Source organism: Pinibacter aurantiacus (assembly GCF_019130065.1).
GTDB classification, from domain to species: Bacteria; Bacteroidota; Bacteroidia; order Chitinophagales; family Chitinophagaceae; genus Pinibacter; species Pinibacter aurantiacus.
Genome location: NZ_JAHSPG010000003.1, coordinates 509,624 through 523,695, shown reverse-complemented (window position 1 = coordinate 523,695; position 14,072 = coordinate 509,624). Strand labels below are relative to the sequence as shown.

8 protein-coding genes are annotated in these 14,072 nt (G+C 42.4%); 7 read left to right on the top strand and 1 reads right to left on the bottom strand.

Annotated features, from left to right (window positions below; genetic code table 11):
• Window positions 1-178: 178 nt before the first annotated feature.
• Window positions 179-1,360 (top strand): glycosyltransferase family 2 protein, encoded by a 1,182-nt coding sequence (locus KTO63_RS07945; RefSeq protein WP_217790691.1) that lies wholly within the window; start codon window positions 179-181, stop codon window positions 1,358-1,360.
• Window positions 1,361-1,711: 351 nt separating this feature from the next.
• Here the strand turns inward: KTO63_RS07945 and pncB are convergent, their stop codons facing one another.
• Window positions 1,712-2,899, bottom strand: a complete 1,188-nt coding sequence (pncB, locus tag KTO63_RS07940; protein WP_217790690.1) for a nicotinate phosphoribosyltransferase — start codon at window positions 2,897-2,899, stop codon at window positions 1,712-1,714.
• A gap of 552 nt (window positions 2,900-3,451) precedes the next feature.
• Between pncB and KTO63_RS07935 the strand changes: the two genes are divergently transcribed.
• The 6 genes from KTO63_RS07935 (at window position 3,452) to KTO63_RS07910 (ending at window position 13,992) form a co-directional block, all read left to right on the top strand.
• The gene (locus KTO63_RS07935) at window positions 3,452-3,853 is read left to right on the top strand and encodes a response regulator (protein WP_217790689.1); all 402 of its coding nucleotides are present in this window, start codon (window positions 3,452-3,454) and stop codon (window positions 3,851-3,853) included.
• A gap of 43 nt (window positions 3,854-3,896) precedes the next feature.
• Window positions 3,897-5,066 carry a sugar transferase gene (locus KTO63_RS07930; protein ID WP_232373082.1) on the top strand — a complete coding sequence of 390 codons (1,170 nt, stop codon included), beginning with the start codon at window positions 3,897-3,899 and terminating at the stop codon, window positions 5,064-5,066.
• Window positions 5,067-5,189: 123 nt separating this feature from the next.
• A complete protein-coding gene (locus tag KTO63_RS07925; RefSeq protein WP_217790688.1) occupies window positions 5,190-6,092 on the top strand; it encodes a glycosyltransferase family 2 protein in 903 nt (300 codons plus the stop codon).
• Between the two features lie 85 nt (window positions 6,093-6,177).
• A complete protein-coding gene (locus KTO63_RS07920; protein WP_217790687.1) occupies window positions 6,178-7,377 on the top strand; it encodes a glycosyltransferase in 1,200 nt (399 codons plus the stop codon).
• Between the two features lie 372 nt (window positions 7,378-7,749).
• Window positions 7,750-11,778, top strand: a complete 4,029-nt coding sequence (locus tag KTO63_RS07915; protein WP_217790686.1) for a PKD domain-containing protein — start codon at window positions 7,750-7,752, stop codon at window positions 11,776-11,778.
• A 174-nt stretch (window positions 11,779-11,952) separates the two neighbouring features.
• Window positions 11,953-13,992 carry a T9SS type A sorting domain-containing protein gene (locus tag KTO63_RS07910; RefSeq protein WP_217790685.1) on the top strand — a complete coding sequence of 680 codons (2,040 nt, stop codon included), beginning with the start codon at window positions 11,953-11,955 and terminating at the stop codon, window positions 13,990-13,992.
• Window positions 13,993-14,072 lie beyond the last annotated feature (80 nt).

Sequence of the window (14,072 nt, the reverse complement as noted above, 5' to 3'; positions counted from 1 at the left end):
TTGAAAATTGGGGTCTCCGCCGCCCAATCATTTCGTACACCGGTCAAAAAGCCCGAGTGATATTTTGAATGCCACACACAAAGAATTTTCAAATTTTCAAATCATCAAATTTTCAAATTGGCGAAAATTCTTCCAATTTTCGCCCTATCTTGTTCGCACTTACCAAACCATGCACCAAATGCTTTTTTTGCAGATACTCTTCTGGATTTGTTTATTTATTGTGTTTTATGCTTACGTGGGTTACGGATTTATAATTGCTTTCCTGGTTGCAATAAAAAAGCTTTTTACACCCAAAAGTCTGGCAGGGCAGAATTACCAACCAACTGTTGCGCTGATCATTGCTGCATACAACGAAGAAGATTTTATTCTGCACAAACTGCAAAACACCAAAGAGCTCGACTATCCCGCAGATAAACTACATGTCATTTTTATCACCGACGGCTCAACCGACAAAACGCCGGAGCTGGTAAAAGCGAACAGCAATTTTGAACTATTGCATTCGCCCGAGAGAAAAGGCAAAGCCTTTGCGATGAACAGAGCGGTACAATTTGCGAAAGCAGACATACTCGTATTCAGCGATGCAAATACGTTATTAAATAAGGAATGCATTTCTGAACTGGTTAAACATTACGCTTCGCCAAAAGTGGGAGGTGTAGCGGGCGAAAAGAAGATCATCAAACAAACAGACGATAAAGCTTCCGCGGCGGGAGAGGGCCTTTACTGGAAATATGAATCTGCATTGAAGCGTTTGGATTCAAGCCTTAATACCATTGTGGGTGCCGCCGGAGAACTTTTTTCTGTGCGTCGCGAATTGTATGAGCCCGTACAGGAAGGAACGATCATAGAAGATTTTGTATTGTCGCTGCGCATCTGCATGAAAGGCTATCTGTTTAAATATGAGCCAAAAGCATTTGCGATTGAAACCGCTTCGTCATCAATGAAGGAAGAGCAGAAAAGGAAAGTACGTATTTGTGCCGGCGGTTTCCAGGCCATGCAAATGCTGAAAGACTTGCTAAACATTTTTAAATACAGGCTTCTATCATTTCAATACATTTCTCACCGTGTGTTGCGCTGGGCAGTGTGTCCGCTGTGTTTGGTCATTATGTTCTTTGCAAATCTGCTGATCGTCATTCTCTCTCCATTATTATTGTATAAGGTGATCATGGTTGCACAGATTGTCTTTTACACATTGTCCTTCATCGGCTGGCAATTTGCCAATAGAAATATCAAGATCAAAAGTTTATATGTTCCTTACTACTTTGTATTTATGAATGCTGCGGCGTTCATGGGCTTCAACCGTTTCCTGAAAGGTAACCAAAGCGTTATCTGGGAAAAGGCGGGTAGGCAGAAGCTTGCGTAGGAGTTGAATAACTGAATAACTGAATAACTGAATAACTGAATAAACTGAATAAACTGAATTGATTCGCTGCACCACGTCATTGCGAGACCCTGCAGAGAGCGAATGACTGGTATTTCAAAACAATATCAAAATCGCAGAGAGCGGGGCGAAGCAATCTTAGGCAGGTCGCCAGCAGAGATTGCTTCGGCCGCTGGTTTTATTTCGGTCTGGCATTAAGTGATTCAACATTCTTTCTCCGCAGGCCTCGCAATGACGACTCGCCTTTATTTAGTTATTTGACCAGTAATCTATTCAGTTCAGTCATTAAAAAGTAATCAGTGGAAATCAGTCCAATCAGCGTCATCTGTGTGCTCACTCCTCAATCCCCAGAATTTGTTTCGCCAGCCCAATCATTCTCGGCTCCCCCGTGTATTTCCCTTTCTCATCTGAAAGCTTCACAGTCGGCTCCCATTCCATATTTTCTGGTTTGGCTTCCATCAGTTTCATGACAATATTCATTGGCTTAACGCCCACATCGTTGGTGAGATTGGTACCTATGCCGAAGGAAATGCCAATCTTGCCCTGGCAATATTTTGCAATCACGGCCACCTTTTCATAATTCAATGAGTCGGAGAAAATGATGGTTTTATAAAGCGGGTTGATTCCAAGCTTTTTATAATGTGCAATCGTTTTTTCAGCAAACTCAATTGGGTCGCCACTATCGTGACGAACGCCGTCAAAAAGTTTAGAAAATTTTTTATCGAACTGGGTAAAAAAAACGTCCGTCGTATAGGTGTCATTCAACGCAATGCCCAGATCGCCGCGATAAACGTCCACCCAATGTTCCAAACCCATAATATTGGCCATTTTAAAGCCATAGCGGGCTGCGTGAAACATAAACCATTCATGAGCATGGGTGCCTATTGGCCGGGTTTTATAAAGCATCGCAAGGTGTACATTACTCGTGCCCACAAAGCTTTTACCGCCGAAACGGCTAAGGGATTCGATGACCTTTTTTTGCACATGGTAGGAGTATCTGCGGCGCGTGCCGAAGTCTGCCACCGTAACGCCCAGATCATTGTATTTTTCAAACTTGCTTTTATTAATAGCCACAATTTCTTCGTCGGAAACAGGAGGTTGATCGCTGAGGCGATAATACCATTCGCTCACCAGGAAAAGCAAAGGGACTTCCCAAAGAATGGTGCGATACCAGAACCCGCTCACCGTAATACTTAATTCTGTACCGGACTGCTCAATAGTTACCTCAGATGGATCGTAGCGGTAGCCTTGCAAAAAATCAAGATAAGTAGGATCAAGATAGGGACAGTTTTTCCGAAGAAAGTCCTTCTCGTCGTTTGACAAACACAAACCCGCCATTGAATCTACCGTCTGGCGCAGGTTTTCACCAAATCCCTCAGGAAAGGCATGCTTGCCGCGATTGATAAATTCATAACGGGCCCGCGCATTCGGAAAAAGTTTAACCACTGCGTACTGCATGGTAAACTTATAAAAGTCATTATCGAGTATAGATAACAGTGAGACGGTGCTGTTTGTAATCATATTTAATAAGATTAAGATAACCAGAATCAAATAAAATGACCAGAAAGTAGGATTAGGGTGAATGGGTAAACTTTGAAACCGGAAATTAAAAATAATGAATCGAATATATCAACTGCACAACACCGATACTCAATTTGCACCTTGAAAATCACAATTCAGCGGGAGAAAGACATATTATATAATATTTTATTATTATATAAATATAGATTGAAAGAACGTGTTTGCAATTCCATAATATAAAAATTAAGGCTAATGCATTTGGTTTATTGATTTTTGTTGCTATTTTTATCGAACAATTCAGTTGATCGTTGTCAACTTTCCAAATGATCGTATATTCAACCCTTGGAAAATCAGGTGTTAAAATATTGCGATTGCCTCCCAAATATCCTGCGATAAATACCTGATTAATTCAATCATCATTCTCTGTAAATAGTCCTTTCAAAACCAAGTCTCGTTTTTATTTCATCAATCCTAATACCCTGATGTGAGCCTATACGAACTCCATTGCTGCCTCATGAAAAATTGAGTTTATTCAAACTTAATTATTCAACAATGAAAAGAACAATTTTAGCGGTTGATGGAAGCAAAGCGATCAGGTTCCTCCTACAAAATGTGTTTGAAAGAAAATACAAAGTTGTAACCGCATCCGACGCTGCTTCTGCAATGTACTGGTTATCCAGAAACGAACTTCCTGATGCGATCATTGCTGATCCTCAATTACCTGATACAGAAAATTGGGAATTGTTGGAGCACCTAAAAAGCAGTGGTCTTTACAGCGATATACCTTTAATTGTATTATCCTCTTTGAATAAAGCCGTAATTGCTGCCAAATGTGATGAGCTAGGCGTGGCACAACATTTTTCACAACCGTTCAATCCAGTTGATCTGGTGAATTGTGTGGACAAAATGTTTACCGGAATTAATAAGTCAACGACTAAGCTCAAAGCAGTTTAAGTTCAACACAGAAACAACATTAAATTATTAAACTCTTACCTGTATGGAACTTGCAATTTTACCTAACATTTCAGCACCGGCATTAGAAAAAACTTTTATTAAACCTGCAACCGTAGAAACAGCAGCTTCAATAAGTTTAGATTCCGTGCCTCCCAAAGAGTTTTTTTATCTGGGTAAAAAAACTTTAAAGATCGACAGGATGATAACTCTGTTCGAAGGAGGTTATGCAGCAGAGACTGTTGATAATGCAATTTCCATTCTTACAAGGATCATCGCAAAAGGCGGAAACCTGCCAGGAGTCTTCATTGCAGACGGCTCCAACAATCTTGCAGCAATTAATAAACTTGCGAATTTTGTTAGTGGTCATGAGGCTCTTGTGAATGTGCCTTTGGTTCTTGAATCTTCTGACATCGAAGCAGAACAAATGGCGCAATACAAAAATTGCAAATTCATTGATGACATCATTTCAATTGATGATGTTGCGGAGAAATTTACACAACGCGTTGTGTTTTTGAGAAAGATCAAAAACAAAAAACACCACGCAACTTTTCAAAAAAGCATTCAAACAAAAACTCCTAAAAAAGTTGATTACAATTATGTTTTGAAAAGGAGTTTGGATATTTCAGTAGCGGCAACATCTCTTATATTATTAAGTCCGATCTTTCTTTTGATTTCAATTGCGATCAAGCTTGAATCACGCGGACCTGTGTTCTATATTTCCAAAAGAGCTGGCAGGGGTTACAGGATCTTCAACTTTTACAAATTCCGCACAATGGAAATGAACGCGGATAAAAAAGTGAACGAGCTTAAAAACCTCAATCAGTATAGCGTGTCAGATACAGGAGGTCCGGTGTTTTTCAAAATTAGTAATGATCCACGAATTTCTAAATTCGGATCATTCTTAAGAAACTCAAGCCTTGATGAACTTCCGCAGCTTATCAATGTGTTGATCGGCGACATGTCACTGGTAGGAAACAGACCTTTACCATTGTACGAAGCTGCAACACTCACAACAGATGAGTGGGCTCCACGCTTTCTTGCTCCTGCTGGCATGACTGGTTTGTGGCAAATTAAGAAAAGAGGACATGGAGATATGTCTGCTGAAGAACGCATCAGTCTTGACATCTGCTATGCAGATAAACATAATTTCATGTACGATTTGTGGATCATGGCCAACACGCCAACCGCTGTTTTCCAGAAGTCGAATGTTTAATGATCGATAATCGTGAAAGGTGAATGGTCAATCGTGAATGTTAGAACCTCCGGGTGTTTTATTCACGATTGACCATTCACCTTTCACGATGTACTAAAACTATAACAGCTTATAATATTCTCTGTGCAAAAAGAACCTCTTGTTTCCATAATAACGCTGAACTATAACCAGCTGGCTGTAACCTGTGAGTTCCTGGAATCCACACGCCACCTGACTTACAGTAACTACGAAATACTTGTATGCGATATGGCTTCAACGGAAGATCCCACGGAAGTTATAACGGCAAAGAATTTCCCCAACACAAGAATATTGGTAAGCAAGCAAAATCTTGGTTTTGCCGGAGGCAACAACTGGGGCATGTCTTACGCCAAAGGCGATTTTATTTTCATAGTCAACAATGATACCGAGCTGCCTCCCAATCTTCTAGAACTTTTATTGCAGCCATTTTATAAAGATGAAACGATTGGCGTTGTAAGTCCGAAAATAAAATTCTACTTCGCTCCCAACGTGATACAGTATGCAGGCTTCAACCCGATGAACCCCTACACGGGCCGCACTTCAGAAATTGGCAACAAGGAAGAAGACCGCGGGCAGTACGATATTTCCGGCTATACCAATGGCGCACATGGCTGCGCCATGATGGTAAAAAGGGAAGTAGCAGAAAAAGTAGGTAAGTTCCCTGAAAAGTTTTTCCTTTATTATGAAGAATGGGACTGGTCGGCCAGGATATTAAAAGCAGGCTACAAGATCTGGTACAACGCAGAAGCTGTGGTGTATCACAAAGAATCGATGAGCGTAGGAAAACAAAACCCGATGAAGGTTTACTATCACACCCGCAACCGCATTTTGTACATGAGGCGCAACGCAAGTAAGTTTCAACTGGTTTCATTCTATATGTTTTTTATGTTCCTAACCGTACCAAAATCATTGGTGGGTTATATAAAAAACAGGCAGTTCGAACATTTGAAATTCTTTTTGAAAGGAATAGCCTGGAATTTTTACTCTTCGAGCTATTCACCTATTTGAGTGAAGTTGTAAGTAGTAAGTTTTAAGTTATAAGTATGACTCAGAACTTGCTACTTACAACTTATAACTTACAACTAACAACCAAATGCTACACACAATACTTAACATAATCTTCGCTCTATTCTTTCTTTATCTCGCAGCAAGCGTTCTGTACCTGCTCATGTTGTCCATTGCGGCACGGTTCCGTAAAAAAGTGAACTATGGTGTGGTGGCAGAAAAGAAGAAGATCGCTGTGTTTATCCCGTCGTACAAAGAAGACGGAATCATTGTAGATACAGCGTTGCAGGCCAGCAGGCATTTTTATCCCTCAGAGAAATTTACTGTCATTGTAATTGCAGACAAATTACAACCGGAAACCGTAGCTAAACTAAAAGCCATTCCTGTTGAGGTAGTAGAAGTTGCATTTGATGTGAGCATGAAATCAAAGTCTCTGAATGCCGCGCTTAATAAATTTGCCGGCAAAGGTTACGATATAGGAATGATACTGGATGCGGACAATGTGATGGGAACGGACTGCCTTGAAAAAGTAAACGCTGCTTTTCACAAGGGCTTCGAAGTAGTGCAGTGCCACCGTACCGCAAAAAACCAGCAAACGCCGGTTGCATTGCTCGATGCGATCAGCGAAGAGATCAACAACCATATTTTTCGCCAGGGGCAAAGAGCAATGGGACTTCCTTCGTCATTGATCGGATCTGGAATTGCATTTGATTATTCCTTGCTTCACTATATTTTTAATTTGCCTGAAATACAAAACAATCCCGGGGAAGACAGAGAAATTGACGTGCAGCTGGTAATTAAAAAAATAGATGTTGAGTACATAGAAGATGCCTACGTATATGATGAAAAAGTAGCCAGCGCGGCAGTTTTTGAAAAGCAACGCGTGAGATGGCTCGAGGCGCAGGTAACACATATCAAAGGCTTTTTGCAACCAAAGCTTGCACCACAAAGGCTCAGTCGCGTGTTTATACATAAGTTTTTCCAGTGCTTTTTGTTGCCAAGGTTGCTGTACATCGCACTGTTTGGGTGCATGCTAATGCTGTTGCTGGTGCAATACTTTTTTTCAGCATCTTTCATTTATCCTTCACCGGAAATTTGGATTGCACTTACAGTTTTGTATTTTGTAACCCTATTGCTATCAGTACCAGGTCGTTTTTACACAATGACCACCTTTAAAGCTATATTGCACATTCCTTTATTGGCCGTATCGATGATTAAAGCGATGTTGAAGATCAAAACCAACAGGCGCTATTTCATTCATACTCCCAAGACCTTTTCCTCAAAGTAAATTTTGGGTAATGAGTTATGTGTTTTGAGTTATGAGTAGTTGGCTCAATTTTGACTACCCCTCATAGCTTGGAACATGTGTGCATAATTTGAACGTATTGAGTTGTGAGTCAGGAGTTACAAGTATTTCGCAATATTTCGAGGTGCTCTCAAAACTCAATACTCAGCACTAAAACTTGTCCAAAAATTAAGGCTCCGCCGGGCCTGTTTGGCATTATTTTTAGTGCTTAAAAAGGATTTTTACCTTCCAATGAAAAAAGCAAAGAATTAACCTTGTTTCTCTGTTCCATACCGTAGTTCCCTCCGAAAACAAAACTGACAATCTCCAATTGCCTTTGGTTTTCTTATTTTATTATGCTTAAAACTCCTTAACATGAGGTCGATTCTGCTCGTCGCTCTGATGACTGCTTATTCATTATTTGCCGTAGCCCAAACGCTTACGCCGCACAACATCCCGTCGGCGGGGCATTCAAACATTGGATTTTATGATTTTAAACCGGCGGATTACACCACCAATCCCGCCACCAAATTCCCTTTAATTATTCCATTGCACGGAAATGGGGAAAAAGGAAATGGTACCACACAGTTGGATGCTGTATTTACGTCTGGCATTGGCTACCTTGTGAAACACGGTGCCAGCATGCGTTTCAATTATCCTACCAACGGTGTAAAAGGTTCTTTCCTTGTATTGCTTCCACAGCTTGATCCGGCATACGGAGACTGGCAGCCATTCTATATAGATGAAATGATAAAATGGGCGAAGGCAAATCTTAATGTAGATACAAATCGCGTTTTTATAACGGGCTATAGTCTTGGCGGCGGCGGTACATGGGTGTATCCCGCTTCTTCACTTTTAGCCGCATCGCAGGTTACGGCTGTGATTCCTGTGTCCGGTACGGGGTTGTCGCAAGGTAGCACATGTAACATTGCGCAGGGTGGCACTGCCGTTTGGGCCATTCACACAACGGATGACGACCAGGTGTCTGTTTACAGTACCCAGGGCGTTGTGAACGGTGTGCTGGGCTGTAACCCAAAAAATCCGGTGTTCGGCTGGTACCCTGTAGGGAACCACCAGATATATGACCAAAAAATCTACCCAGACACGACAAACAGGTATTCGTACCCAACTGTATATCAGTATATGCTGGGCATGAACAAGAAGAACACAAAAGCAAACAACCAGGCACCCGTAGCAAACGTGGGTGCAACAGATACCACTGTGGTAGTGAATTCCAGCATGATGTTCTACAAAAAAAGAATCACTGCTGAATTTTCAACTGACCCCAATGATGTGATCTTTCATTACAACTGGCAGATCACTTCCAATAATTTATCTAAAGTTTGGCCCTTTGGTGGCTATCAGCCGATAGACACTTCAACAGCGTGGCCCGCACATGACCTGGATTATAAGAACTTTAGCTGGCCATGGCAGGACCTTGAGTTCCATGCCCTGGGCGATTATACATTCAAACTAACGGTTACCGATACCTACGGAGCCACCAGCACCCAAACAAAAACGATCCACATTACCAATAACGGACAAAACACTGCGCCTGTGGTAGATCTTGGACCAGATCTGACGCTTGCTTCCGGTGTGTCTACCGCTTCTTTCATTGGAACAAAAGTGTTTGACTGGGAAGCGCAAACAATGAGCTACAAAGTAACGCAGGAGGCGGGTCCGATAACTGCAACATTAAGCGCCAACAACTGGTACCAGTTCAATGTGAGCGGAATGACTGCTCCCGGCACTTATACCTTTAAAGTGGCTGCAACAGATGCAGGAGGAGCAACAGGGGTAGATTATGTAAATGTGGTAGTACCGGGGGGAACAAACAAACCGCCGGTGCCAAAAATCACTGCACCTTCGGGCATTGTATTACCGGTCGCCAGTATAACGCTTGATGGAAGCGGTTCTACAGACAGCGATGGCAGCATTGCAGCATATCTGTGGTCACAAACGGCAGGACCTAACACTGCTAACATTGTTACACCAGCCGGAAAAACAACAGTTGTAAATGGTTTGATCGCGGGAACATATACCTTCCAATTGAAAGTGACAGACAACCTGGGAGCAACAGCTGTAACAAGTGCATCTGTAACCGTTACCGCGGCAAATGTTCCACCTGTGGCAAATATCACAGGTACCACAACCATTACACTGCCAACAAACAGTACCACGCTTGATGGTAGTACTTCTACAGACATTGACGGCAGCATTGTGTCGTACAAATGGATGCAAACCACAGGAGTAAGCACAGCAACAATTGCAACGCCAACGGCTAAATCAACCGTGATTAGTGGTTTAATAGCAGGTGGCTACGGTTTTGCTTTGATTGTTACAGATAATCAGTCTGCAACGGATACCATGTACGTTGCGGTAACTGTTAAGGCTGCGGCAAATGTTGCGCCGGTGGCCAGGATAACTGGTGCTACTTCCGTCACTTTGCCTAAAGATTCAGTTGATCTTGACGGTAGTACTTCAACAGACAGTGATGGTAGCATTGCGGCGTATTTGTGGTCACAAACTGCAGGTCCAAACACTGCATCCGCAACAACTCCAACGAAGAATAAAACAACTTTCAAAGGTTTGATTGCCGGTAGTTATACGTTCCAGTTGAAAGTGACAGACAATGGTGGAGGAACGGGAACAACAACAACTACAGTTACTGTTATTCCTTCCGGTTCAACCAATAAACCGCCTGTTGCAAATGCGGGCAGCGATTTCACAACCACAAATAATTACGCTTACTTAAGTGCGGGCGGATCTTACGATCCCGATGGTAGCATTGCTGGTTATAACTGGATACAAGTGAGCGGACCAAATACCGCAACTATTTTGTCTGGCAACACGATGTTCCCAACAGTACAGGGGCTGGTTTCTGGTTCCTATGTTTTCAGAGTGACTGTAACAGATAATCTTGGCGCAACAGATATTGATGATGTGCAATTAACAGTCGGCGGCAACAAACCACCGGTTGCTGATGCAGGAGATGACTTTACTGTAAACGGCGCTACGACTGCAAGCCTGAGTGCAAGTGGATCATCTGATCCTGACGGTAACATCGCGTCATACAAATGGACACAAGTAAGCGGACCAAATACTGCAACCATCGTTTCAAGCACTTCTGTATCAACATCGGTACAAGGATTGGTTGTAGGTGTATATGTATTCAGAGTAACCGTAACAGACAATCTTGGCGCAACCGCAACGGACGATGTTCAGGTAACTGTTAGCAATAACACCAACAACAAAGCGCCAATTGCGAACGCAGGCAACGATTTCAACACAACAAATACTTATGCTTATTTAAGTGCCGGCGGGTCTTACGATCCTGACGGAAGTATTGCCGGTTATAATTGGGTGCAAGTGAGCGGACCAAATACTGCGACAATTTTGGGTGGCAATACCATGTTCCCAACAGTACAGAATTTGGTGTCTGGTGTGTATGTGTTCAAGGTGACTGTTACTGATAACCTGGGCGCAACTGCATCTGATAATGTTCAGTTAACAGTAGGCAACGGCGGCAACAAACCACCGGTTGCCAATGCGGGAGCGGACTTTGGTGTAAACGGCGCTACGACCGCAAGCCTGAATGCCAATGCTTCATCTGATCCTGATGGTAGCATTGCGTCATACAAATGGACACAAGTAAGCGGACCAAATACTGCAACCATTGTTTCAAGCACTTCTGTATCAACATCGGTACAAGGTTTGGTGGTAGGTGTATATGTGTTCAGGGTAACAGTAACTGATAACCTTGGAGCAACAGACACAGATGATGTTCAGGTAACTGTAACCAACAATAACAACAAATCGCCAATTGCGAATGCGGGCAATGATTTCAGCACGGCAAACAACTATGCATACCTGAGTGCCGGAGCTTCATACGATCCTGATGGCAGCATTGCAGCATTCCAGTGGATACAAATGAGCGGACCGAATACGGCGACAATTTTGGGTGGCAATACAATGTTCCCGACCGTTCAGGGATTGATCAAAGGAACATATGTCTTCCGTGTACAAGTAACAGACAATGATGGTGCGTCTGCTACGGACGATGTAGCGATGACGGTAACAAATGTTGCTACGGGTGCATTGATAACGCAAGCAGCTGTAGCAGGCAGAGATTCAGCGGCAGCCGCTGTGCAGATAAGCATTTATCCAAATCCAGCCACCACACAGATTACGGTGTCAAGCACAAACAACTTTGTGGGCAGCTACAAAGTGATAGTGTACGACGCGATAGGCAAAGTAGAAGCGCAATACAACTTTGTAAAATCTGCTGCAGGTTTGGTAAAACAACAATTGGATATTTCGAGACTGCCGATTGGTATTCATTACGTAGAAACAATCTACGAAGGCAATCAGCATTCGACAATTCAGAAATTTATGAAACAATAGAGGCGAAAAGTTGTTAGTTGTTGGTTGTTAGTTGTTAGAAGAATGGACCGTGAGTCTAGGCTAACAACTAATAACTAACAACTATCAACTATTCCAACATGAGACGCTTAACGTGTGGAATAACATTTTAAGCGTCTTTTTTTTGGTAACTTTAATTAAGCCTAAAATCTGTTTATGAAACCAGCTCTACTTACTCTGTTGCTTGTTGTAAGCTTTGGTATTGCGCGTTCGCAACTTGTCCCACACTATATACCGCAAGCACCGGGCGACACCATGGCCCTTGGATTTTACTCTTATACACCACCAGACTACAACAACAATCCTGCAAATAAATTTCCAGTCATCATTGCATTGTCCGGCGCGGGTGAAAAAGGAAATGGTACGACTGACCTTGATAAAGTATTTACTTCTGGAATTGGTTACCTGCTAAAGACTAAGAAAGCCACCATGCAATTCAGCTATCCCAATGGCGTGCATGGATCCTTTGTCGTGTTGCTGCCACAGCTTGATCCTAAATATCTCAACTGGGCACCTGGTTACGTGGGCAGAATGATTTCATGGGCAAAGGCCAATTTAAACATAGATCCAGATAGAATTTTCATAACAGGTTATAGTCTTGGTGGCGGTGGTACCTGGATATACCCGGCTTCGGGTAAGGATTCAGCGATGCGGATAGCTGGAATCGTTCCTGTGTCTGCTTCTGGTTTGCCGGCCGCTAACGCATTTGATTCGTGTAACATCGGCAAAGGAGGAACTGCAGTGTGGGCAATCCATACAAGTGATGATAACCAGATACCTACTACCACGACCAGTAAAATTGTAAATGGTGTCAATGCATGTCTTCCCGCTCCCATAACGCCAATACAAACATGGTATCCGATAGGCAATCACCAAATATATGATCTGAAAATATTTCCGGATACTGCCAATCAATACGCATATCCAAACATCTATCAATGGATGCTGGGCGTAAACAGAAAGAATGTTGGAACGGCAAATCAGGCACCTATAGCAAATGTGGGTGCAACGGACACCACCGTAGTGGTAACAACAAGTTATCATTATCGTAAAACGATCACAGGTGTTTTATCAACTGATCCCAATGATGTTATTATCAAGTACCTGTGGAGCTGGGTTTCGGGAGATAAAACCAAAATATATCCTTTCAACTCGCCCGTGTACTACTTGCCCGTTGATTTCAATAATACTTCCTGGCCCCGTAATGACCTCGACTACAGGAATATGACCTGGCCAGACCAGAACTTCGAATTCACCGCACTGGGCACGTATGTGTTTAATTTGACAGTTACAGATATGTTTGGGGCAACCTCTTCCGTTAACAAAACCGTTAGGCTTACAAACAACAGCGTAAACACCGCTCCATACGTGAGCCTTGGAAATAATGTTACATTGACTGCAACTGCATCCGATACATCAGTCAATATAAGCGCAACAGTTTTTGATTGGGAGACTGCTAACTTGAGTGCTTTTTCGCTAACACCTGACGGAGCAAATCCAACTACAGTCAAAAATGACGTTCCCGGATGGTACCAAACCAAATTGCATCCTTTCATTACACCAGGAGTGTATAAGTTTACATTAACAGCCACAGATGGTCAGGGTTTATCAAATTCCAGTACCATTACAATTACCAAACAGGCACCGCTTCCTGTAACATATCTCTACTTTAACGGAGCCAACAACGACGGAAAAAACATTTTAAAGTGGGCCACCAGCAAAGAACTCAACAATGATCACTTTGATGTGTTGAAAAGCGACGACGGCGTAAATTTTTCAACTGTTGTCACTATTCCGCCATCTACTGCAGCAACCGAAACCAAAGAATATACATTTACCGATATCAGTCCTTTTCCCGGCAATAACTACTACAGGCTTGCTCAGTACGATATTGACGGCACAAAAAAATTATCTGAAATCATCAACATCAGAAACGCAGGGAACACTGTAATAGCAACATACCCTAACCCCATAAAGGATCAACTGTATTTCACCTTAAAAAGCAGCGAAATTAAAGGTGTTGTGAAAGCACGTGTACTTGATGCTTCGGGAAAAGTGGTGAAGCAAATGAATTTTGAAAAGAGCACCAGCGTTTCCAATCAATCTATTCAACTGCCTGGTTTGCAATCCGGCATTTACATATTGGAATTGAGCCAGGACAATGGCTGGCAATCTGTACATAGGTTTGTGAAGTAATTAATAATTAATATAGGCTTCGAAAGGCTTAGGCTGGCATCTCATTTATGCATTCAGACTATGTCTTTCGAAGCCTTCTT